Genomic DNA, 24,567 nt, shown 5'->3' on the forward strand with positions numbered 1-24,567 from the left:
TCCATTCCCCGGCCGGCATCTCTGCCGGACCGAACTCGCGAGCGACCGGTCCGTCCGATCGTCGAGTCTCGCGGGAATCCGGGCGTTCGCCGCGAGTTCCCCAGTACACGTCGTTTGCGCCCGCGAGCGCTGCCGGTTCCGCTCCCCCGGCCCGCGGGGGTGCGGGCGACGGAGTGAACGAGGTGCTGCTCACCGGCACCGCACGGACGACGACACGGGCCGGCGAGGGCTGCGTCGTGCCCCGGCGGGGGCGGTTCGAAAGCGTGAGCATGATGCACCTTTGCTCTGGATCCGGCAGTGGATCTTCGGGCTCGAATTGATGTTAGCGATAACGGTTAGCGAGAACAACCTTTTCGATAACCTTTTCGCAGTTTTCGGGTTTGGGTCCCCGAGAGGATGCCTCCGTCCAGGCATCCCCCCGGGAAGTCTCAGCCGCAGATGAAGGCCGGGAATGCCACCGGCACCGTCTGCGTGGCCTGCTCGCCGTCCACCGACCCCGTCGCAGTGACCGTGACGGAGCCCGCCTCGATCTGCGTGAGGCGCGTGGTGAACGCGGCTGTCGTCGTCTTGCCGGCGGCGAGGTTCGCCACCTGCTTGGAGCCGAACGGCGTCGCGATCGACAGCGCCACAGGCACGTCCGCGCCGTTGGCGGTGGACACGGTGAGCACGACCTTGCCCGCCACGCAGCGTGCGGTCGCCGTCGCGGTCACCTGCAGCGCAGGCTCGCGCTCGGCGCGCACGATCGAGATCGTGTACGTGGCCGATGTGGTGTGGTCCTGCGCGGTGCTGCGCAGCGTGAGGACCGTGGGGCCCTCCGCTGCAAGCGACACCGTCCGCGGCTGCGTGTCGTCGATCAGCACGTCACCGACGTACACCAGGCCGCTCGGCACCGCGGGATCCGCATCGAACGTCGCCGCAGTCGCGTCCTCCGGAACGGTCGCCGTGTACGAGTACACGCCGCCGGCCAGCGCGGGGGCGAGTTCGCCGTCCTCGAACGAGAGACCCGAGAGGTCGGCATCCCTCCCGTAGGTGGTCTTCGAGGCGGTGTAGACGCCGTAGACGCCACCCACGTAGCTGGTGCCGTTGCCCTGGAAGCGGACGGTCACGACGGGGATCTTCTCGCCGTTCGCGTCCAGCACGTACTGGCCGGCCTGATTGCGCTTGTAGCTGTCCTTCGCTTCGATGCCGGCGAGCACGGATGCCGGGATCTCGTCGTACTGGACGTACCACGTGGTCGCGCCCCCGGCGTTGGTGATGCGCTCGTTCTTCAGCAGGACGTCGTTGACGTACACGTTGAACGTGCGCCCGTTGTCACCGCCGAAGTAGCGGACGCCCAGGTAGTTCTTGGGCAGCGACGGGTCGACGATCATGTCGTACTGGAAGTACGCGTCGGTGGCCATCTGCCCGTCGCGGTAGCCCTCGCCCAGCCAGACGCCCACACCGGACTTGTTGTACTTGTAGTTCTTGTCGGCCTCGCTGTTGTTGTTGTCGAATGACGTGAGCGAGTCGATCGTGGTCTCCTCGATGCGCAGCTGCTGCTTGCTCTTGAGGATCAGCTCCTGCGCCTGCGGGGAGTCGGGCTCGATGAGGTCCATGTAGATCGCGTAGCGCGCGTTGTACAGGCTGTACCAGGGCTCGAAGGTCAGCGCCTCGGAGGCGGCATCCGCGTTCTTCATCTTGAAGCGCATGGTCTCGATGCCGTTGAGGTTCTCGCCGTCCTCGATGCGCACGAGGTTCTCGGCGATGCCCGCCTTGAACGCGTCGGCATCGTCGACCACGACGTCGTTGCTCACCGACTTGTCGGCGGTGCTCATGCGCACCAGCACACCCGCGACGTACGTCGAGCCGACGTTGGTCCGGTTGAGCTCGGTCGCCAGCAGCACCGGCCCGTAGGTGAAGGCCACCCAGTTGGGGTTCTCGGTCGAGTCGTCGACGCGCACCGCGGCCGGCAGCACGTACGTGAGCTCGTCGCCCGCGGCGACCTCGAGCACGATGTAGCCGTCCTGCGTGAGCGCGGCGACATCCTGTGCCGCGCCGTTCACCGTCAGGGTCGGCGTCTCGGCCGCCCAGCCCGGGATGCGCAGGCGCAGCGTCGTGCCCTCGGCCAGCTCGCCGCCGTCGATCGCCTCGACCATATACGTCACCGTCTCGTCGGCCGGCACATCGGCCGTCTGCGTGAGGCGCAGGTTGTGCTCCTCGTCGGTGTACACCGACGAGCGGAACATGTTGACGTAGACCGACGACCCCTTGCGGAAGTAGATCGAGTCGCCCAGCTTGGTGAAGCTCTCGGTCGCCGTCCCGTGGTCGCACCAGAACTCGTCCACCGGGTTGCCGAACACCTTCGCGTACCCGGCCTGCATCGGCTGGAAGTACGTCATCATGCCGGTCTCGGGGTTCTGCTGCGCGAGGATCGCGTTGATGAAGGTGTGCTCGTAGAAGTCGGGGTACTTCACCTCGGGGCTCACCTGGAACAGCGCCTTGGTCAGCTTGAGCATGTTGTACTCGTTGCAGATCTCGGAGGTCGAGTTCTCGCCGTAGCCCGACGTGGTGCCGTTGGTGGCGTGCTCGTAGAGCTCGTCGGCGCCGTGGAAGTGCTCGGACTGGCTGTTGCCGCCGTTCGCATAGGTGTGGTCGTCGACGACGATCTGCCAGAAGTTCTCAGCGGCGGTGCGGTACATGCCGAGGCTGCTCTTCTCGGCCGGGGTCAGCATCGCGTACAGGCTCGGGTTGTCGGTGAACACGGTGTAGCGCTTGAGGGCGCCGATGAGCTTGGGGATGGTCGTGTTCGCGTGCTTGCCGTCGAGCACGTCCTGGCCCGCCGCGAGCTGCTGGAACAGCGTCACCTCGTCGAAGTACTCCGCCGCGCGCTTGTGCGCCGGGTCGGCCGTGATGCTGAACAGCTCGTACAGCGCCTCGTTCATGCCGCCGTACTCGGTGTTGAGGATCGGCGCCGGGTTGGACTGCCGCGCGGCCCAGTTGCGCACCCAGGTGCCGAAGCCGCTCGCGACGGTGAGCGCCTTGCCGGAGACCGCCTCGGGTGCGTACTGATGCGCGTCGAGGAGGCCCGCCAGAACCTTGTGCAGGTTGTAGAAGGGAACGAGCAGCCCGCCGCCGCCGCTCGGCAGCACCGACGTGGAGAACGGCGAGACGTAGCCGGCGTTGCTCGGGTCGAGGACGGCGTACGCCCGCTGAGCGCGGTCGAGACCGTCGACGGCCGTGGTGAGCTTGGCCAGCAGCGCCGCCTTGGTGCTCGGGTCGCTCTCCGTCGCGTACGCCTGCGACAGCGCCGAGACGTAGTGGCCGAAGAAGTGCCCCTGGAACCGCGTACCGCTGGCGCGCTCCCAGCCGCCGTAGGGCTGAGCCGTCGTGGGAAGCCCGGCCTGCGTATAGAAGGAGTAGAGGAAGCGCTCCGGGTCGAGGCTCAGCAGGTACTCGACCATCTTCTCGTTGCCGTTGACCAGGTACGGGTCCTCGAGCAGCACCTCGCTCAAGTCGGTCTCCTCGAGATAGATGGACGTGGATGCGCCGCCCTTCGGCACCGTCACGGTGAAGGTCTTCGTCACCGGCGCGCTGCCGCCGTAGGCCGCGGTGGCGGTGAGGGTCACGGTCGCGTCGGCACCCGCCGGGCGGGTGACGGATGCCGCGCCCCCGGCGATCGAGATCACCTCGGCGTCGGAGGACGCCCACGACAGCTCCGTGCCGTTCGAGGCGGTGACCGGCAGACCGAAGTCGGCGGACGCGGTGGCCGGCACGCTCACGGCGTCGAGCGCCGACTGCGCCACGGCGGCGGGATCGAAGGCCGGGTTGTTCTGCTTCGTCAGGGCGACGACATCCGCGATCGTGGCGACACCGTTGTACAGGGTGTAGTCGTCGAGGAGACCGTTCGCGTGCGCGCCGTTGTAATTCGGACCGTTGTAGCCGAGGGTCTTCACCGTGGTGCTCTCCGAACCCAGCACCCCGGTGGCCGCGCCCGTGGCGGCGTACTTGACGGTCGAGATCTGGCGCACGCCGTTGCGGTAGAACGAGACCGCCTTCGTCGCCTTGTCGTAGGTCACGACCACGTGGGTCCACTGGCCGGTCGGGAAGAAGTCGGCGCGCGCGGCGTCGACCGCCACCTTGTACGGCTGGCCCGAGGACGGGCCGACCGAGAGGGCGAGAGGCGTGCCGTCGGCCTCCGAGGTCAGGTACCAGCCGTCGGAGTTGTACACCGTCTTGCTCCAGGCGAACACCTGCTCGCCCGACATGGTCGCGTTCGGCTTGTACCAGAACGACACCGTGAGGTCGGCTGGCTGCAGGTACGCGGCGGTGCCCAGGCGGATGGCGTTGGAGCCGTTGAGGTTGAAGGCCTGCCCGCTGACACCCGCGCCGTAGGCGGCGGTGCCCTTCTGCATCGTGACCGCCGCGGCGTTCGTGCTCACGTCGGCGAGGTCGCCCTCGAACTTGAGGTCGAGGACCTTGGCTGATGCGATCGAGATGGGGTCGGCGGCCGCGGCAGCCGAGGGCAGCCCGAAGGCCAGCGCGCCGGCGGCGAGCGCGACGGTCGTGCCGACCGCGAGAGCGCGACGGATGAATGGATGCGGCAGGTGCGTGCCGACGGTGCTCCGGGTGGTCTTCGGCAAGGCTGCAGGGCTCCCTTGTCCTGTCGAGCGGGATGCGCTTGTGTTAGCGCTATCAGTTTGCTGTGAGTTCGATGTTAGCGCGAACTCTCGGGAAGTCAAGAGTTGAGGACGGAGCTCACCGCGTCGTTGATCGGCATCCGAGTGAGCGCTAACATGCACTCGCGCGCTTCGCCGTCCCGTCTCGTGCACCGAACCGTCTCGCCAGAGCAAAGGAGCTGGAGTGAACCCGGCACGTTCCTCGACACGCACGAAGCCCACATCCCGACGGCGCACACGCGCCCTGATCGCATCGGCCGCGGGTGCGGCGATGGTCCTCGGCGCTCTCGCGCCGCTCGCCGCGGCGCCCGCCATGAGCGCCACCCCGGTCCCGACGGCCGGACTCCTCGCGGAGTACCTCTTCGATGAGACCGCGGGCTCGTCCGTACCGAACTCGGCCACCGGCCCGGTCGGCGCCGCGACCGTCATGAACGGCACCGACAGCCTCTGGACGGGCTCGTCGCTCGTCTTCACCGGTGGCGCCAAGACGAGCCCCACCGCGAGCTGGGTCCGCCTCCCCGACAACCTGCTGAGTGGCAAGACCTCGGCGACGGTCACGATCGAGACCAAGCTCGACGCTTCCATGAAGAACAACTGGAACTTCCTCTGGAACATCGGCAGCGACTCGACGACCCAGTACTACTTCGCGTCGGTGCGCGACAACCCGCGCACCACCATCACCACCGGCGGCGGTGGGGGCGAGGTCAACGCGCGCTCGGGCACCGCCCTGTCGTCCGATCGCTGGTACAGCCTGACGTCGGTGATCGACGGGGCGGCGGGCACCATCACGTTCTACGTCGACGGCGAACAGGTCGCGCGCACCGCGACGGCTTTGACACCGGCATCCATCACCAACCAGACCCTCAACGCGATCGGCCGCGCGCCCTACCCCGACCCGATGTACAAGGGAGAGGTCTCGACCTTCCGCGTGTACGACCGTGCACTGACGGCGGCCGAGGTCGGCGACGTGTCGGATGCGGATGCCGCGCTCCACGCCTCGTCCTTCCAGCAGGCGGCGCAGACCGTGCTCGACGGCGTCGGCGCGGTGACGATCGACGAAGCCGCCACGACGCTGCCCGGCTACGGCGGCCGCGTGACCTGGACGTCGGCCGACCCCGCGCTCGAGGTGGCCGAGGACGGCCTGACCGTGGCGGCGACGCAGCCCGCCACCGGCTCCGCGCCGGTGACCACCGCCCTCACGGCGACCGCCACGGTGCGCGGCACGAGCGTGTCGAAGTCCGTGCCGGTGACGATCGAGCCCGTCCCCGGTGAGGACGACGCGTTCGGCTATGCGATGGTGCACTTCATCGAGGACTCCGCGGGCTACGCCGAGAAGATCTACCTCGACGTGTCGCGCGGCGACGACCCCGAGCACTGGGACCCGCTGAACGGCGGGAAGCCGATCCTCGCGTCGCAGCTGGGGACGACCGGCATCCGCGACCCCTATCTGACGTACAACCCCGAGACCGGGACGTACTACATCATCGCCACCGACCTGCGCGTCTTCGGCGGCGACCGCGGCGTGTCCGGCTGCACCGAGTGGTGCTACTGGTCGTCGCAGGGCAGCACGAAGCTCAATGTGTGGGAGTCGAAGGACCTCGTCACGTGGAGCGACCTGCGTCAGTTCGACGTCGCCCAGTCCCCCGCAGGCACCGAAGTGGCCGAGCTCGGCATGGCGTGGGCGCCGGAGGCCACGTGGGTCCCCGGGTACAACGAGGACGGCAGCGGCGCGTTCGTCGTCTACTGGTCGTCGAACGTGTACACGAACGCCGGGCACACGGGTTCGACGTACTCGCGCATCCTGTGGGGTGCGACGACCGACTTCACGCAGGACACCTACGAGTACGGCGGCGTCTTCATCGACGCCGGCGGCAACACGATCGACACCACGATCATCCAGAACGACGGCAAGACCTACCGGATCACCAAGGACAACTCCGCGGGCAAGGGCATCTACATGGAGTCCACGCCCGCGGCGGACTGGTGGGCGCCCACTGCGACATGGACGCAGATCCAGACTCGCATCGGCGCCGTGTGGTCGGGCGGGAACGCCGGCGGCGTCGAAGGTCCGGCGGTGTTCCAGCGCCACGGCGAGGGCAAGTGGTACCTCTACGTCGACGTCATCCCCTCGACCGGCTACCGGCCGATGCAGACGACGGATCTGGATGCCGGGTGGACGCAGCTCGTCTCGAGCAGCTTCTCGATGGCGCCGAGCACCAAGCACGGCGGGATCGTGCCGCTGACGTTCGGCCAGTACGAGACGATCCGCGAGGCGGACGCCACGGGCGCGGTCGCCTCGCAGCTCGGCAGCATCGAGATCGCCGCGGGTGCATCGGCCGACGCCGTGCGTGAGGCGCTGCCCGGCGAGGCGGAGGTCACTCTCGCGTACGGCCGCGGGACGGCGTCGCAGCCGGTCACGTGGGACGTGACGGACGTCGACACCGACGTCGCGGGCACCTACGAGGTCACCGGCGTGGTGCAGACCATCGGCGCGAACCTCAACCAGTGGGTGGGTGCGGGCGGCTCGACGGCGTACAACGCCGCCGACCGCACGCTGTTCAGCTCGACCGCGATCACGGTGACGGCGGACGTCGTCGTCGCGTCCGCGCCGCTGCCGGTCACCGTGACCACCGCGACGCGCTGCGTCGCCGGCAAGGTCGTGCTGACGGTGACGACCGCGAACGACGGCGGCGCGCCCGTGGCGCTCGCGATCACGACGCCGTACGGCTCCAAAACGGTGGCCGCCGTGCAGCCCGGCAAGAGCACGTCGGCCGCGTTCACGACGCGGCTCGCGGCCATTCCGACGGGCTCCGTGGCAGTGACCGTGAGCGCCGGGAGCACCACCGCCGAGAAGTCGGCGACCTTCGCCGCGGCCTCCTGCGGCTGACGCCCCGCCTCGCTCGAGCGCCCCGTCGGCTTCGGCCGGCGGGGCGCTCTGCTGCGCCGGCCGCCGCGCGCTCGAGGGATGACGGATGCTGCGGCCCGCGGCATCCGTCCCGCGAAGCGGTGTCCCGGTCATTCGGGTGGCGCAACGGCCGCATCGATCACGCGCAGCGGCGCGTCCTGCCACCTCCAACGGCCACGCGGGCACGCCGAAGGGCGGCGGCACCGGTAGTGCCGCCGCCCTCGACGGTGATCAGCCGATCAGCCGCAGCTTGCCGCGGAGTACCCGACGTCGCTGGTCACGGTGACCGGCGATCCCTCGATGGTGGCGGTGGCCGTGAGCTCGACCGAGCCGCCCGTGATCGAGGCCTGACGCGTCGAGAACGAAGCCGACGAGCTCTTGCCCGCGGCGATCGACGCGAAGGTCTTCGAGCCGTATGCGCCCGACGCCGAGACCGACACCGGCACATCTTCGCCGTTGGTCACGGTGACCACCTGCACGACCTTGCCCGCCACGCATCGCGAGGTCACGGCGGCCGTGACATCGAGACCGGGCTCATCGGCGACCGTCACCTTCACGGTCACCGTGCGGTACGCCGTGGCGAGCCACTCGGCATCCGTCATGTCGAGGATCGGGCTGCCGTCCTCACGGAAGTACACCATGCGCACACCCGCGTCGCGGGTGCCGTTCTGCGTGAGCTTCGCGTGGAAGATGTTCAGCAGATTGCCGTCGTCGTCGTACGTGTACGAGTTGTGGCCGGGACCCCAGTTGTTGGCGAAGGCCCCCTCATAACTCCAGATCGGATAGCTGCGGATGTTCCACGCGGACGCCTCGAGCAGGTCGGCACCGGACTCCGCAGTGGCGAGTCCCACGGCGTAGGTCCAGTCGATGTTCGACCCCGAGAAGGTGATCATGATCTTTCCGTCGCGCTGGATGACGAACGGCCCCTCGGCGACGGCCGACGTGTTGTCCGACCAGCTCGCGTCCGGGTACACGATCGTCGATCGCTGACCCGACAGCTGCCACGCGCCGGTCGCCGACGGCGTCACCTTCGCGATCTTCAGCACCGCCGGGCCGGTCGCCGGAGCGATCACACGCTCCGACCACACCACGTAGTCGGTGCCGGCGTCTTCGAAGTGCGTCATGTCGAGCGTGATGCCCGTGCCGTAGGTGGTCAACGGCTGCCCGGTGGCGTCGACGACCCGCTGCGGGCTCTGCCAGTCGGCGCGCACGAGCGGGTTGCCACCGGGGGTGAGGCGCATCGAGTAGGACTGCACGCCCGTCCACGAGTTGGCGCTGTTGGCGTTGGCGGCGAACAGGATGTACAGGTCGCCGTCGACGACATGCAGCTCCGGTGCCCACAGCTGGGAGTTCACCGACGTGCCCGACAGCCCGTAGCCGAGGATCTTGTGGTCGGCGGCGGTCGCGAGTCCCGCGATCGTGTCGGCCTGACGGATGAAGAACTCGTCCTGTCCGTTGTCATCGGTCGAGATGAACAGCCACGTCTTGTCGCCGTTCGGGAGGGTGTACCGCAGGACATGCGGGTCGGCGCGGTTCGCGATCAGCGGGAAGATCGTGTCGGTGCGCTGAAGCGTGCCGTTCACCGTGTACTCGCCCGGCGTCGAGGTGTCGACCGCCGACGTGTCCCAGGTCACACGGAAGTCGTGCGTGCCTCCGTCGGAGTAGTCGGCTGTCACCTTCTCGGGCAGTTCGAGCGCACCGCCCGCCGCGACCGTCACGTCGTCCGGCGTCTGCAAGCCGGTGTTGCGGACCCGCCCGAGAAGCTGGTCGGCCGCGCGGGCCTCGGCAGAGGTGACCGGAACGATCGACGCCGTCTCGGCATACGTCACCGTGATGGCTCCCGTGCGGCCCGTCGGCTGCTGGCCGGTCTTGACCGCGGACACGGAGGCGAAGTCGGCTGTGGTCCCGGTCAGCGCAGAGCCGGCCGCGGTGGTCCACACGATGCGGTAGGCGTTCGCGCGGGAGTCGAACTCGGCCGAGACCGCACCGGTCGTGCCTTGGCCGGGAAGCGGCAGGTAACCGACCTCGGTCCAATCCACGAGGTCGGGCGACGTGAACACGAGCGCACCGGCGGCGTCAGCCGCGCCCGCATCGTTCGTGCGGCGGGCGATGAGGCCGAAGCCCTCGTCGCCTGCCAGCCTGAACAGATAAGGCTGCGCGAGGTAGCGCTTCGTGCCGTTGTTGGTCTCGGTCATGCCGCTGACCTTCGGGAAGATCACGCCCGTGCCCGAGTTCAGGGGCGTGAACGTGGCGCCGTCGGCGCTCAGCGCGAGGTGGCCCGAGCGCGTGACCTCGGGATCGTCGCCGCCACGGACGTTCTTCGACGTCGTGTACGCCGCCAGGCGCGAGGCACCGCTCTCGGCGATGCGCACGTCGACCTGCGTCGTGGCGGCATCCGCCCCGGTGCCGACGACGGCTTGCAGCTTCGCCGCGCCGAGCCCCGATGTCGGTGCGGAGGCGATGGCACCGCTCGCGACCGATCCGGCGCCGGAGACGTGCGACCACACCACCGGCAGACCGAGGGCGGTGGCAGGAAGGACGTAGCCCTTCTCCAGGACGGACGGCACCAGCAGCGTCTCGGCGGCGCGTGCCGCCTGCTCGGCCGCGCTGGGCGCCTTCAGCACCGTGACCGCGAAGTCCTTGGTCGCGGTCTGGCCGCGCACCGTCGCGGTCGCGGTCAGCGTGACGGGCGTGTCCGCCGAGGGGCGGGTGACCTGACCGTTCGCGGCCACGATCCCCGAGGGCGACGACGTCCAGGTCACTCCGCCCGTCGTGGGCAGCGAGAGATCCGACTCGACCTGGCCGAGGTTCTGGGCGTTGACGGCGGCGAGGTCGATCGCGTTCGCGGTCTCGGTGGCGGATGCCGCAGCATCCGTCGCCGATGCCGCCGCGATGTCCGTCGCGGACAGCGCCTCGTTGTACACGCGGAACGCCGAGACGCCGCCTTGGTAGAGGGAGTCGCCGGCGTACGCGCTCTTGCCGATGTAGTTCATGGTGTGAGTCGTCAGGTCGTTGAGGCTGACGGTGGAATCCGCCTTCGTGGCGACGAGCACGCCGTCGATGTAGAGCTTCAGCGTGGATGCCGTGCCGGTGGCGTTCTTCGAGATCGTCGCCGCGACGGACTGCCACTTTCCTTCGACGAGCTTGGCGGCCGAGGTGACCGACTGCTCGCCCGACCAGTTGGTCTTCGAGATCGCGACGCGCGGCGCGACCGGCTGGATGAAGAACTGGCCGGTCGACGAGTCGCCCGATCCGCCGATGTTCCACAGGAACTTGTTGCCGGACAGTGCTGTGGGGCTGGTCTCGATGACGATCGTGGCCGCGCTCTGCCCGGAGAGCAGGTTGTTCGGCAGCTGGACATGGTTCGCGCCGGTGAACTGCATGTAGCCGCCGCGCCAGGCCGCTCCCCCGACGACGGTGCCGTCACGGCCCGCCCCGGAGACGTCGTGCACGACGGTGCCGCTCGCCTCCGAGAAGTCGTACGACGCCAGCAGCGACGCCGGATCTGCGGCGACCGCCGTCCCCGGGGCGCTCATCCCGATGGTGCCGGCCACCAGGGCGACTCCCAGGGCGCCCGAGAGCATCTTCGTCCCCCGCGCCGTGCGTGGGCCCCTCCGCGCCCGCGCGATCTCTCTGCCTCTTCGCTTCACTGCGTTCCCTTCCTCCGGGTGGTGTGATCGTTCGACCGCACGCTGCTCCGCCGGCCACGGTCATGGCCGCGAGACGCCAGAGCTCCCGCGCGCGGGAGTGGTACGGAACCGGGCAGCGCTCGTGCCGCCCGGTTCCGGGTCTTTCAGCCGCAGTTCGCCGCGGGATACGGCACGGCGGTCGTCACCGTCACCGGTGAGCCGCCGACCGTCGCAGCGGCGGTGAGCGTCACGGATCCGTCCGAGATCGACGTCTGCCGGGTCGTGAACGACGTCGACGTGCTCTTGCCCGCGGACACCGCGCCGAATGCCTTCGTGCCGAACGGACCGGCCGCCGAGACCGTCACCGGGACGCCCTCACCGTTGGTCACCGTGAGGACCTGGACGACCTTGCCGGCCACGCAGCGCGCGGTGATCTTGCCGGTCACCTCGAGCTCGGGCGCGGCGACGGCCGTGACGGTGACCGTGGTCGACACCGTGCGGTTGTCGGGCGCGACCTCCTCATCCGCCTCCATGTCGAAGACCGGCAGGCCGTCGGCGGCCCAGTGCACGCGGCGGACGAACATGTCGCGGCCGCTCAGGCCGTTGTTGTCGGTGCGCGCGTGGAAGACGTAGAGCAGGTTGTCGTCCTCGTCGTGCGACCACATGCCGTGGCCGGTGCCGAGCTGCCAGTCGCCGTTGAACACGCCGGACTTCTGGATCGGGTAGTTCAGCTTGCTCCAGGCGGCGGGCGATGTGAGGTCCACGCCCTCCCCCGCCGTCGCGGTGGCGAGCCCCGTCGTGTAGGTGTCGCCGACCGTCGATCCCGAGTAGATCAGGTACAGCACGCCGTCGTGGGCGTACACGTTCGGGCCCTCCGCGATGGTGTTGTCCCACGCGTACTCCGGCACGAGGATGCGCACCGGCTCCGACGTCAGGCGGGTGGGGTTCGCGGGATCCATCTTCGCGATGAACAGGGCTCCGAGCTGCTGCCACACGTAGTACGACTGGCCGGAGTCCTCGAGGTACGTCATGTCCAGCGAGATGTTCTGCGACGGGTTGAGGATGCCGCCGTTCGAGCGCAGCACCTTCTGCGCCTTCGTCCAGTTCGCGGGGACCGCCGGGTCGAGGTCGTGGCCCTGGGCGTCCTGCTTCAGCTGGATGATGCTCGCCCGCCCGGTCCACATGTCGGGCTGGCCGTTGGTGCCGTTGTAGCAGGGCATGAACAGGATCGACAGCCTGCCGCCGATGACGTGATACTCCGGCGCCCAGAAGCAGCCGGTCATCACGGCGCCGTCGGCGTCGGTGTCGCCCCGGCGCAGCAGGTCGATCTCGACGTTGCGGCCGGCGTCGACCGCCTCGTCCGAGAGGTCCTCGATGCTGTCCGCGATGCGGATCGGCATGTGCGCGCCGCCCTGCGGGTTGATGTTGCCGCCGTAGATGTCCTCGGTGGCGATCATCAGGAACTTCTCCTGGCCGTTCCAGTCGTACCGGAACACCGACGGGTCGGCACGCTCGTCCGCGAACGGGGTGGCGTACTCGGCGGTCTTGAGCGACCCGGTGACCTCGTACGTACCGGGGGTCGCCGTGTCGACCGCGGCGAGGGAGTCCGCATCCCATGCGATCACGCGCGAGGCGCTGGAGCCGTCGTCGTACGACAGCTCTGCGCGCTTCGGCAGGGCCGCGGCATCCAGCTCTCCGCCCTGCTCGATCTCGACGCCGTCGAGCTGGGCGACGCCGGTGTTCGCGATGCGGCCGAAGCGCCCCTCGAGCGCCTCGACGGTCTTCGCGTCGACGGGAAGCGTGTTGCCGGAGTCGTAATCCGGGATGCCGTCACCGGCTGCGCCGGCGGTTGCCGACACCACCCCGCGGCGCACCTCGCCCCGGGTGGCCGGGTCGGCGAGGTCGGTGAAAGTCGTGTACATCGAGGCCCCGGCATCCGACGTCCACGTCACGACATAGCGATCGGAGGCCGAGTCGTACACGGCCGCCGGCTCGTTGACGCCGCTCGTCACGCCGAGGTTCACCATGCCGACCTCGTTGTAGCTCCGCAGGTCGCTGCTGCGGGCGAAGAGCACACTGGAGGTCTGGGTGCCGTCGGCGCCGCCGCCGCGGGCGGTACGCGTCGCGACCAGGCCGTAGCCGCCGTCCTCGAGGGTGAACAGGTGGGGGTCGCGGAGACTCCGGATGATGCTGTCGCTGGTGCCGTTCGCGGGCACCGCGACCGAGGTCTTCGCGAAGAAGATGCCGTAGTTCTCGTTGAGCGGGCCCCATCCGTCGCCGCCTTCGAGGGCGAGGTGCATGCTGAGCGCGACGTCGGCGTTGTTCGCCTGCGCGACCGTCGTGGGCACGCGGCTGTAGGCGAGCAGCTGCGTGGTGGTGTCGGCGGGGAGCACGGTGACATCGAAGGTGCGGGATGCCGCGACTCCGGTCGCCGTGTCCGTCACCTCGACCGCGACCTGGCCGTCGACGGCGTCGTCACCCGCGGCAACGATCGTCTCATCGGCCGTGATGCCGTCGCTCGTCGAGGTCACCTCGACCTCGGTGCCCGCGGGTGCGGCGGGCAGCGCCGTGCCCGACTCAACGACCGCGGGGATGACGAAGAGCTCGGCCAGCCGCGTCGCGCGCTGCTCGGCGGTCTCGGACGACGGCAGCACCGTGACCGTGATGGTCTGGGTGGCGGTGATGCCGCGAATGGCCGCCGTCGCGGTGAGCTCGACCTCGACGGCCGGCTGGCCGGCGAGGGGTGCAGCGATCGAGCCGTCCGCAGCGACGACCGCGGGGTTGCTCGAGCTCCAGGTGACCTTGCCGCCCGCCGTCGGCAGGTCGATGTCGGTCGCGGTCTCGCGGTCGGCGAGCGCGAGCCCGGTGAGGATCGCCTGGGCCTGCGCCTGCAGTTCGGCCGCGTGAGCCTGGGCGTCGGCGTCGGATCCCGCGGCGACCTCAACTGCCGAGAGGGCACGGTCGTACACGCGGAACGACGAGATCGCGCCCTGGAAGAGCGGGTCGGGCCACGGGGCACGGCCGATGGTGTTGAGCGACTGGTCGACGATGTTCGCCGGGGTGCGGTCGACGCCGCCGTTCGCGACGCGGACGCCGTCGATGTAGAGGGATGCCGTGCCCGACGCGCCGTCGACGACCGACGTCACGTTCACCCACTGGTTCGCGGTGACCCCGCACGAGGTCGACTGCACGAGCCGCTCGACGCCGGCGGACTTGATGCCCACGAGAGGCGCACGGCCGGACGCGCAGTTGAGCGAGGCGAAGAAGTACTCGGTCGCCGAGGACTCGTTGCCGATGTTCCACAGGAAGTGGAAGCCGTTGAGCATCGCCTGCGAGGCCTTCACCTCGGCGACGACGGTCGCGGACGCCTTGCCGGCCAGGAGGTCGTCGGGCAGCTCCACCCAGTTGCCGGTGGACGTCTTGGCGCCGCCGCGGAGGGTGAGCGCCGAACCGGTCCAGTCGGCGGCCTGGACATTGCGGACCGTGGCGTCGCCGAACGTCGAGCCGGCGACCTCGTTGGGCACGGACGATCCGCTCGCGAGGTCGAACTCGTAGGACGCCACCAAGCCGTCCTCGGGCACCGCGGCGGCCGCGGTCGTCGTGGCGCCGAGGCCGAGGATCATGGCGCCGACGGCGGCGATCCCGATAGCGGCTCGGCGGGGGTGCAGGGACAGTCGCATTCCACTCTCCATCAAGTGACTGAACTTCGTCGAACAGGGCTGTTATCGCTCACATTAGCGGTAACTCGCCATTGCGCAACACGTTTCATAAGATGTGCCCTCCAATCGGGTCGAACGTGGCCGAGGCGGCGACTCTATGAATGTGAGCGGTAACGCGCTACATTGGCGACCGTTGCCCGCGACCCGCGCGGGCGCCAGACCGCGATGAAGAGGTTTCATATGGCGACGAAGTCCTGGCGGCGAATCGGGGTGGCAGGAGCGACGATCGCTGCACTTGCCATCGGCGCTCTCGCCCCACCCGCTGCTCACGCGGACCCGGTTCCGGACGACCCGAACCTGGTCCTGCACTACGACTTCAGCACCGCCGGCGCGGTGACGGACGTCTCGGGCCACGGAAACAACGGCACGATCGTCGGCGCCGGCGCGACCGTGGTCGACGGCGTGCTGACGCTGCCCGGAGGCGCGGCGAACAGCGGCGCGGGGTACGTGCGCTTCCCCGCGAACCTGTTCGACGGCAAGGACACGCTGACGATCTCGACCTGGCTGCGCAACGACACCGGCGCCGGGAACTACGCCGCGATGTTCTTCGGCTCGGGCACCGGCACCTTCCCCGCGCAGTACTGGCTGTTGAACCCCCGCAACCCGTCCAGCCGCTTCAAGTCGGTCATCACCAACGGCAACACGCCGAGCGCTCCGTGGGGCACCGAATACGGCATCTCCCCCACCACCGCCTCGCAGGGCGTGGCCGGACCGACCACCGGCACCGCGTGGGCGATGTACACCACGGTCATCACTCCCACCTCGATCTCGGGCTACTACAACGGAGCGCTCGTCGGCACGGTGGCGACGAGCCGCACGGTGACCCAGTTCGGCACCGGACTCGTCGGCTACATCGGCCGCTCGACGTACGCCGACGCCTTCTACAAGGGCTCGGTCGACGACGTGATCGTGTCGACGTCCGCGTACAACGCGGGCCAGATCGCAGAGCTGTACCACCAGAGCGACCGCACCACGACCGACCAGACGAACGTCGCCCTCACGGCCGACGCCGACGCCGTGTCGCTCCCGAGCGAGGCGACGGCCGACATCGCGCTCCCCGCCACCGGCACGCCCAACCTCTCGCGCGTCACGTGGGAGTCGTCGCAGCCTTCGGTGATCGCCGCGGACGGCAAGCTCACGCGTCCCGCAGAGGGCCAGGCGGACGCCTCCGTCACCCTCACGGGAACCTTTACGCTGGGCGGCCAGTCGATCACGCGCGGCTACACGGTCGCGGTCCCGGCGCTCGACCCGCAGCGCGACCTCGAGCGCACGGCTGACGCCTTCGACCTCGGCATCACGGTCGCCGCGTCCGACATCGTGCTCAACACCGAGTCGCAGGGTGCGACGATCGCCTGGGCCTCGTCGGCCCCTGCCGTCGTCTCGGCGACGGGCGCCGTCACGCGCGCCGCCGCCGATGCCCCCGTCACGCTGACGGCGACGTTCAGCCGTGCCGGCAACTCGACGCAGCGCACGTACGACGTCACCGTCAAGGCGCAGGACGTCGGCCAGGCCGTCGCCTACGTCCGCACGGGCAACACGGCCAAGACCGAGGTGCTCCACCTCGCGGCCGCGAAGAACGGCGATCCGCTCGTCGCGCTGAACAACAACAAGGGCGTGCTCTACCCCACGTTCGGCACCGGCACCTCGCAGTTCGCGAACCCGACGCTGTTCCGCAAGCCCGACGGCACCTACGGCCTCGTTGCGACCGACAACGCCGCCAACGGCCGCATCTTCGTCTACTCGTCGAAGGATCTCGTGACCTTCACCGACCAGAAGTGGGTGCTCACCAACACGCAGAACATCGTCGTCTCGCGCGCCGATGTGACCTACGACAACGGCACGCGGCTCTACCGTGTGACGCTGCGCACCGCCGCGGGCGCCGCCTACGAGGTGACGACCGCGGACTTCACGACGTTCAGCGCGCCTGTCTCGATCACCGCGCCGGCCGCACCGACCGTGACGGGTCTGCCGACGGGCGGGATCGAGGCATCCGCTCTTCCCGTCACTCAGGCGGAGCTGTCTCAGCTTCAGAAGTCGCTCGGCCGCATCGTCAACACGACCGTCGACGCGGGAGACGACGTCGAGGTCGAGGTGGGCGGCGAGCTCGATCTCCCCGAGAAGGTGGACCTCGGCTACTCCGACGGCTCGTCGAAGCAGCTGGGCGTCAACTGGGACACGAGCGCGGTCGACCTGGCCACTCCCGGGACCTACACGGTCACGGGCACGGTCAACCAGCCGGTCTACGGTGACGCGAAGGGCATCCTCGTGAAGGAGCGGGCGGACCCCTGGGTCTTCCGCGACGACGAGCGCACGGGCAGCACGGAGTACTACCTGACCGGTTCGTACCCCACGACGCAGTCGAACGCCGGCGTGGGCTACGACCGCATCGTCCTGCGGCGCGCGAGCACGATCAACGGCCTCACCACGGCGCAGGAGCAGGTGCTGCTCTGGGCCAACAACGCGGCCGCGCCCGACACCTCGAACGGATCGAAGATCGCCTCGAGCAACTACCGGTACTTCTGGGCGCCGGAGCTGCACAAGATCAACGGCGACTGGTACATCTTCTTCACGTCGAGCCGCAGCACCGACGTGTGGAACATCCGCCCGACTGTGATGCGCGCCCCGGGCAACACCGACCCGATGGTCGCGTCGAACTGGAGCGTGCTCGGCTACGTCAAGGCCGCGGCCGGCGACACCGCCGCGTTCACGAGCTTCTCGCTCGACATGACGCACTTCGAGGCGAACGGCAAGGACTACCTCGTGTGGGCGGAGAAGCCGGGCAGCTCGGATCTGCGGATGGCCGAGATCAACCCCGCCGACCCGACGCAGCTGACGTCGAAGTCGATCCTCCTGTCGACGCCCAACTACGCGTGGGAGCGCACGACGAGCCAGGTGATCAACGAGGGCCCCGCCGTCATCAAGAGCGACGACGAGGTGTTCGTGTTCTTCTCGGCATCGGAGGTGAACGAGACGTATTCGATCGGGATGCTGCGCGCACCGGTCGACGGCGACCTCATGAACCCCGCGACATGGTCGAAGACCGGCTATCCGCTGCTGACATCGGACGACTTCGGCGGCCAGCAGAACGGACCCGGCCACAACTCGTTCACGCTCGACGAGGACGGCAACCCGGTGATCGTCTACCACGCCCGCCCGCCGGTCGCGGAGTGGATCCCCGGTGCCGACGGCGGACTCAACGACCCCAGCCGTCACGCCCGCGTGAAGACGGTGCACTTCGCCGCCGACGGCTCGGCGGTGCTCAACCAGACCCGCGACGAGGAGGTGGCGCCGGGCAACCGCACGGTGACCCTCACCGTCACGGTCACGGGTCCTGCGGCACCGCAGCTCGCGGTCTCGGGTGTCGTGACGTCGCGCTGCGTGGCCGGCAAGGTCGTCCAGGTGCTGACGGTGACCAACGCCGAGGGCTTCCCGGTCACGATGTCGGCGACGACCGGCTTCGGGTCGAAGGCGTTCGGCGCGGTCGCGGCCGGCAAGTCGGTGTCGGCGTCGTTCACGACGCGTCTGACGTCGGTGCCCCCGGACACGGCGGTGCTCACCGCGACGGCCACGGTGAACGGTTCGCCGGTCACCGTGACGCGCGAGGTGGCCACACCGGGCGCCACCTGCGGCTGATCACGCACTGAGCCCCGAGAGGCCCGTCCGCGCGAGCGGGCGGGCCTCTCTGCTGCGCCCGGGCGCACCGCCGGTCTCCGCCGAGCCGTCGGATCGTGGAGACACGGATGCTGCGACCCGCCCGTACGGACGGGCTTCCGGCCGCGGGCACCGCACGTGGAGGCGGTCACGCAGACCGCGGGTGGCGGCATCCGTCCCGCTCCTGCGGTGCGTCCCGCGCACGAAGGAACCGCCCGCGATCCGAAGACCGCGGGCCGTTCCCTCGTGCGTGCCGCGTCAGCCGCAGCTGTGCGCGGAGTACTCCACCGTGCCGGAGTAGACCAGGCCACCGGCCGTGCCGGTCACCTCGATCTCGCCGGCGGGTGCGGTCGCCAGTCGCGAGTTGAACGTGCTCGTCACCGTGGCGCCGGCCTTGAGACCGGTGAGGGTCTTGGAGCCGTACGAGGTGGCGATCTGGACGTCGGCCGCGACATCGTCGGCGTTCTTCACCGACACCGCGAGGTACGACTTGCCGGCGACGCACCGCTGGGTGACCGTCGGCTGCAGATCGAGGGCGTTCGCCGCGAGCGTGGGCAGCTCGATCGTCACGTAATCCTCGATGTTGCCCGCCGCGTCCTGAGCCTGCACGTGCACGTAGCGGGGCTCTTCGGTGAGCTGCACCGAGAAGGGCTCCTCGTACGTCGCGTACATGTTGTTCAGCTCGCCGGTCGGCGACGAGTCGGGGCCGTCCGACCACACCGTGCGCGTCACGCCCGAGCCGGGCGCGGCGTCGCTCGGCACCAGGGTGAACGTGGCCGACGTTCCGTCCACGACGATCCAGTCGACTCCGGTAACCGGGGCGACCGTGTCGACCTTGACCGTCTCGGATGCCTCGCCCACGGCGCCGTCTTCGCTGGTCGCACGTGCGCTCACCGTGACCTCGCCCTGCGCCGAGACCGCGAAGGGCGCCGTGTAGGCGTTCCACGTCTCGCCGTCGAGGCTGTACTCGATGCTCTCCACGGGGCTCGCGGTCTCCTCGGCCGTGACCGTCACGGTCGGGGCGGTGGTGTACCAGCCGCTGCCCTGCGGGGCCGCGTCGAACGACAGCGCCACGATCGGCTCGCTCTGGTCGAGCGGCTCGACGACGAACACCGTCGCGATGGCGCCAGGCGCGTAGCCGGCGACGGCGCCCTCGACGTCGAAGATCGCGTCGACCTCGGCGTAGGCTGCGGGCTCGATCGAAGCCCACTCGACGTCGACACCGCTCGAGGCCGTGCCGTCCTCGTAGGTCGCACGGACCGTCTCCGGAAGCACCGGCTCGACACCGGCCGTCGTGATGGTCGCGGAGTAGTCGACGCTCTCGATCTCGTCGGACAGGCTGTTCGCCACGTACACCGTGCCGCTCACCGTCTGCCCGTCGTACCCGGCGGGGTCACCCACGACCTCGAACTGCCCCGGCGAGGCGTAGCTCGACGCCGGGACGCCTGCCCACTCGACGTCGACATAGCGCAGCGGACCGTTCTCGCCGATCACCCAGACGCTGTCGGGCAGCGTCGGCGCCGTGCCGGTGACGGTGCGGACCGCCACGGCCTGCGAGTCGATGAAGGCGTCGGGGTCCTCGGGCTCCGGCTCGACGACCGGCGCGTTGACGCCCCAGACCTCCCACTCGATCACGCTCGTCGCCTTGCGCTGGCTCTGGAAGAGCTGCCGGTCGAGGACGAGCCGCACCGCGGTGGTCGTGACGGCGTCGAAGTTCGCCTGCACGACCGGCTGGGACGCGACCGGGGCGGCCGTGTTCAGGACCGGCACCGGGTAGGTCAGGCCCGAGCCGGTGACCGGGGCCCACTCGCCCGCGCTGGTGCGGTACTCGACCTTCCACGACGCCGGGATCATGACACCCGAGTCGCCGCCCGAGGTGAGGTGGTTCTGCCACAGGTAGAGCTTCGACGAGCTCACCGTGACCGGACGCTCCCACGTGTACGTCGCGGTGTCCTGTGTCGGGTTGCCGGGCGCCCCCCACGTTCCCCACATGGCGGAGAGCGTGTTCGTCGGGCCGACGACCCCGTTGTTGAGCGCGGCGGCGGAGTTCCAGCTGGGGACGTAGCTGACCTCGGTGACCGGCGCGTTCTCACCGGAGGCCAAGGCGAGGTTGATCGGCTCGTCGGCGGCCCCCGCCGGCATCGCGACCGCTGCCCCGCCGGCGATGAGCGCCACGGCCGCGACCAGCGCGAGCGCGGCCTTCTTCACACCGGCTCTGCGGGCACGCGTGTGCATCGGTGTCCTCTCTGTGATCGGCATGTCAGTTGCCCCCGTCGATCGGCGCGCGGCCGGCGGCGAGGAGGATCCTCTGGCGGTTGCGGGCGGTGAGCAGGCCGGCAGCGACATACGCCGCCGAGACCTCGCCGACCGCGCCCAGGAAGGCGAACCGGTCGGCGAACGGCGCCCGCTCCCACACCTCGTCGAGCAGGGTCTTGTTCGCCCGCTTCGGGTTGGCGACTCCCGCGTCCTGGCCGGCGAACGTGACCGACGGCTCATTGCGCTGGAAGTACATGTGGTAGGCCACATCGCGTCCGTTGTAGGCGGGCTCGTACGACTGCGACCCGATCGTGAAGACGTTCGCCGCGGTCTTCGAGATGCCGCGGGTGACGTCGCCCGACAGGTTCAGCCGGTCGGCGAGCGAGACCTTCAGGTAGCTGGTCGACGAGCTCGTCGCCGTCAGCACCACGGGTCCGTACATGAGTGCCTGGATGTCGGGCCGGTCGATCGCCGCCTCCACCCGCACCGTGAGCGGGATGCGCACCGTGATGGTGTCCCCGGCCGCCCACGCGCGCGAGATGCGCGCGTAGGTGCCGGGCACCGCGTCGACTCCAGCCGGCGCGCCGTTGACCTGCACCTCGGCGCCCGACGACCAGCCGGGGATTCGCAGATGCACCGTCAGCGGGCCGGACGGGGCCGTCTTGACCGTGAGAGTGGATGTCTCCCCCTCGGGGTACGACGACACCTGCTCGAGCACGAGCCCGGTCTCCTCCCACTCGAGGGTCGACGCGATGTAGAGGTTGACATACAGCTCGCTCTGATCGGCGGAGCGGAAGTAGATGCCTTCCTGGTACTTCACGTGGCTCTCGAGCCCGGTCCCTCCGCAGCACGTGCCGATGTTGCCGTTGCCGTACTCCTTGCGGGCTCCGGGCTGCACCGGGAACATGTACAGGTTCTCGGGGCCGGAGGTCGACTCCTGGTTGCGGCGACCACCCAGGATGTGGTTCAGCACGGTGCGCTCGAAGTAGTCCATGTACTTCGGGTTCTGCTCGTTGAAGAACAGGTAGCTCGCGACCTTGAGCATGTTGTACGCGGCGCACGACTCGGCGTTGCGCGGACCGATGTCGCCGGCGACGGTGTTCGCCGGTCCCCACAGCTCGCCTTCGCCCGTGCCGCCGTGCGCGTACGAGCGCCCGGGGACGACCATGTCGTAGAAGCCCTTCGAGGCGTCCAGGAAGTGGTCGTCGCCGGTCTGCGCGGCGAGCTTGATGTAGCCGGGGAACTGCGGGATGTGCTGGTTGGCGTGCTTGCCGTTGAGCGTGTCGGTGCCGGCGGCGCACGCGTCGACGAGCGTGTGCAGGGTGAACAGGTGCGCGGCATCCAGGAACTCGCTCTTCGCCGCGTCGTTCGAGCGCCAGTAGAGCTCGACCAGCACCTCGTTCATCCCGCCGTACTCACCGGCGATGTACGAGCCCCACATGCGCGCGAGCTGGGCCGGCGTGCACTTGGAGAGGCGGCTGTACACCCAGTGGCCGATGCCCTCGGCGAGCGCGAGCGCCTTCGTGCTGCCGGCCAGAGCGTGCGCGTCGAGCAGGCCCGCGAGGATCTTGTGCAGCGTGTAGTACGGGGCCCAGATCTCGCCGTAGGGCGCGAACTCCTCGAGCGCCGAGAACTGCCACTCGCCGTACGCCGAAAGGAACCCGGGGTGCGAGTATCGGGGGGCGCCCTGGTACTCCTGGGCCGCGAGTGCCGCACGGCACTCCTCGAGGCCGTCGACGATCGCGTTGACCTTGTTGAGCAGTGCGACCTCGCCCGTGGAGGCGTATGCCATCGAGATTCCGCTCAGGAAGTGGCCGCCGTAGTGGCCGCGCAGGCATCCGCCCGCACCCGCGGCGTTCTGGCCGCGCACGTATTCGCGCGGACCCCAGCGCTGGAGATCGGGGTTGGGCCCGAACTCCTCCCAGCCGCCGGGCGGCGTCGCACCGTTCGTCGGGAGTCCGGCGTTGCGGCGGAAGACCGCGAGCACCTTATCGACCGAGTAGGCGCGGTACAGCACGAGGTGCTGGTTGAGCGCACGGGTGAAGACGCTCTGCCCGAGCGTGACGGACGTGAGCGGGAACGGACGGACGCTCCACGACTGGGGGTACACGAGCGTCTGCGCCGCACGCACCATGCGCGTGGGATACGCCGCGCCCGCGGTGCGGAACGCCGCCCCGGGTGCGGGTGCCGCAGCCTGCGCGCCCCCTGCCTCGAGGAGGCTGGTCGCCGCGACGGCGCCGGCGATGGCGAGTCCGCCGCCGAGCACCCTGCGCCGAGTGAGCCCTGACGGGTTCTCTCCGATCATCACTGATCCTTTCGGTTCTTCTTCGGACCTTGAGGCGCACCCGAGCACGGAAGATCACGGCTGGCCCGCTTTGCACGTTAGCGATATCAGTGAGCGCTAACAAGCTTTTCGAAAGTTTTCGAGAGTGCGCTTGACCACGCTTCGGGAACTGGTCATACTGGGCATTCGCGCGTGGTGTTAGTGCTAACAGCGCACCGTCGATCAAAGGAGACCACGACGTGCTCGCGAACCTCAACGGCTGGCATCTGCTGATCGTGCTGGCGGTGATCCTGCTCCTGTTCGGAGCGGCCCGTCTCCCCGCCCTGGCCAAGAGTGTCGGGCAATCGGCGCGGATCCTGAAGGGCGAGATGCGCCAGGCCCCCAAGACCGCAGACGCTGGAGCGGACTCCCCCGCGACCGCCGTCCAGGCGCCGGCGGCAACCCCCGCGGACTCGCGCACGTCGAGTTGAGGCGTCCGCGGTGTTCTTCGGCCTCACCGTCGAAAAGCTTTTCCTGATCGGTGTCGTCGGGGCTCTCCTCGTCGGCCCCGAACGCCTGCCGGAACTGTCGCGCCGGCTCGCCCAGGGGGTGCAGGCGGCGAAGGCCGCACTGGCCCGCACGACCGCGCGCATGCGCGACGAGATGGGACCGGAGTTCGACGAGGTCGACTGGCAGAAGCTGGACCCCCGTCAGTACGACCCTCGCCGCATCGTGCGCGAGGCACTGCTCGAGCCGGTCTCGTCGTTCCAGCCGCTCCCGCCGCCGCTGCCCGCGGCCGAGGCGGAGACCGAGGACGCGGCCACCCTCTCCGATGCGGCGCTCTCTGAGCCCTCCCCCGCATCACAGGGCGCACCTCTCGCACCGTCAGCCGCCTGACCTTCGGCCGTCCGCCCCGGACATCGGCCGTGAGACGACAGTGCGCGGACGAGACCTGGGGGTTCACCCGGGGTCTCGTCCGCGCACTGTCGTCTCACCCGCGGTGGCGGGCCGCCCGCCGAGCGCTGCACCGGCCGTGGCGGCAGCATCCACTCTGCCGACTCCGCCGGCCCGCCCCGCCCGCCGGTGCGGACCGCTCCGGTCGGGCGACGCAGGGAATCGCACCGGCGACCCGTCCGGGGCCCACACGGGCCTCTGCCGGGCGACACGTGGTCGGCCCGTCCCTCGCCGCGATCCCCCGTCAGGTCGCGCGACGCGCGGGATGACAGCCGCGATCCCGCATGTCATGGCGCACCTGAAACACCCCCGCCCGGCCCCCCCCGGGGGCCCGCCGGCGGGGGGGGGGGGGGGGGGGGGGGGGGGGGGGGGGGGGGGCGCGCCCCCCCCCCCCACCAGGGGGCCGCGCAAGAGGCCTCGGCCCCCCGCGAGCGGGGCGAACAGGACGTAGACGCCGATCAGGACCGGCCGGGGCCGGATGCCGGCGAGGCGGCTCGCCTTCGGGTTGATGCCGATGGACTCGATCATGAGGCCC

At 69.6% G+C, this 24,567-nt stretch carries 9 protein-coding genes; 4 read left to right on the forward strand and 5 right to left on the reverse strand.

All coding sequences use genetic code 11. The features are described from left to right. Positions 1-428 precede the first annotated feature (428 nt). On the reverse strand, positions 429-4,619 hold the full coding sequence (locus ACLBXX_RS10465) for a beta-L-arabinofuranosidase domain-containing protein (protein ID WP_447657978.1): 4,191 nt from the start codon (positions 4,617-4,619) through the stop codon (positions 429-431). 307 nt (positions 4,620-4,926) lie between these two features. Between ACLBXX_RS10465 and ACLBXX_RS10470 the strand changes: the two genes are divergently transcribed. Then, positions 4,927-7,542, forward strand: a complete 2,616-nt coding sequence (locus tag ACLBXX_RS10470) for a LamG-like jellyroll fold domain-containing protein (RefSeq protein WP_447657979.1) — start codon at positions 4,927-4,929, stop codon at positions 7,540-7,542. 257 nt (positions 7,543-7,799) lie between these two features. Here the strand turns inward: ACLBXX_RS10470 and ACLBXX_RS10475 are convergent, their stop codons facing one another. Both ACLBXX_RS10475 and ACLBXX_RS10480 read right to left on the reverse strand, forming a co-directional pair. Further along, a complete protein-coding gene (locus ACLBXX_RS10475) occupies positions 7,800-11,144 on the reverse strand; it encodes a family 43 glycosylhydrolase (protein WP_447657980.1) in 3,345 nt (1,114 codons plus the stop codon). A 209-nt stretch (positions 11,145-11,353) separates the two neighbouring features. Beyond that, complete coding sequence (locus ACLBXX_RS10480) at positions 11,354-14,869, reverse strand: family 43 glycosylhydrolase (protein WP_447657981.1); 3,516 nt, start codon at positions 14,867-14,869, stop codon at positions 11,354-11,356. A 219-nt stretch (positions 14,870-15,088) separates the two neighbouring features. Here ACLBXX_RS10480 and ACLBXX_RS10485 point away from each other — a divergent pair, with 219 nt between their 5' ends. Next, positions 15,089-18,541 (forward strand): family 43 glycosylhydrolase, encoded by a 3,453-nt coding sequence (locus ACLBXX_RS10485; protein ID WP_447657982.1) that lies wholly within the window; start codon positions 15,089-15,091, stop codon positions 18,539-18,541. Between the two features lie 276 nt (positions 18,542-18,817). Here ACLBXX_RS10485 and ACLBXX_RS10490 read toward each other — a convergent pair whose 3' ends face one another. Continuing rightward, positions 18,818-20,794, reverse strand: coding sequence for an OmpL47-type beta-barrel domain-containing protein (locus ACLBXX_RS10490; RefSeq protein ID WP_447657983.1), 1,977 nt, complete (start codon positions 20,792-20,794; stop codon positions 18,818-18,820). Positions 20,795-20,819: 25 nt separating this feature from the next. Next, positions 20,820-23,120 carry a glycoside hydrolase family 127 protein gene (locus ACLBXX_RS10495; RefSeq protein ID WP_447657984.1) on the reverse strand — a complete coding sequence of 767 codons (2,301 nt, stop codon included), beginning with the start codon at positions 23,118-23,120 and terminating at the stop codon, positions 20,820-20,822. A gap of 218 nt (positions 23,121-23,338) precedes the next feature. On the opposite strand from ACLBXX_RS10495, the gene ACLBXX_RS10500 reads away from it, so the two are divergent. Next, on the forward strand, positions 23,339-23,569 hold the full coding sequence (locus ACLBXX_RS10500; RefSeq protein ID WP_387140490.1) for a twin-arginine translocase TatA/TatE family subunit: 231 nt from the start codon (positions 23,339-23,341) through the stop codon (positions 23,567-23,569). 10 nt (positions 23,570-23,579) lie between these two features. Further along, a complete protein-coding gene (locus tag ACLBXX_RS10505) occupies positions 23,580-23,975 on the forward strand; it encodes a Sec-independent protein translocase subunit TatA/TatB (protein WP_387140493.1) in 396 nt (131 codons plus the stop codon). The last annotated feature ends 592 nt before the right edge of the window (positions 23,976-24,567 follow it).

The organism is Microbacterium sp. C23T (assembly GCF_053345975.1).

What these genes read in the sequence shown, in the direction of transcription:
- ACLBXX_RS10485 (WP_447657982.1), top strand. Translation starts at nt 15,089, where the DNA reads ATGGCGACGAAGTCCTGGCGGCGAATCGGGGTGGCAGGAGCGACGATC.
- ACLBXX_RS10490 (WP_447657983.1), bottom strand. Translation starts at nt 20,794, where the DNA reads ATGCACACGCGTGCCCGCAGAGCCGGTGTGAAGAAGGCCGCGCTCGCG.
- ACLBXX_RS10480 (WP_447657981.1), bottom strand. Translation starts at nt 14,869, where the DNA reads ATGCGACTGTCCCTGCACCCCCGCCGAGCCGCTATCGGGATCGCCGCC.
- ACLBXX_RS10475 (WP_447657980.1), bottom strand. Translation starts at nt 11,144, where the DNA reads ATGCTCTCGGGCGCCCTGGGAGTCGCCCTGGTGGCCGGCACCATCGGG.
- ACLBXX_RS10495 (WP_447657984.1), bottom strand. Translation starts at nt 23,120, where the DNA reads ATGATCGGAGAGAACCCGTCAGGGCTCACTCGGCGCAGGGTGCTCGGC.
- ACLBXX_RS10470 (WP_447657979.1), top strand. Translation starts at nt 4,927, where the DNA reads ATGGTCCTCGGCGCTCTCGCGCCGCTCGCCGCGGCGCCCGCCATGAGC.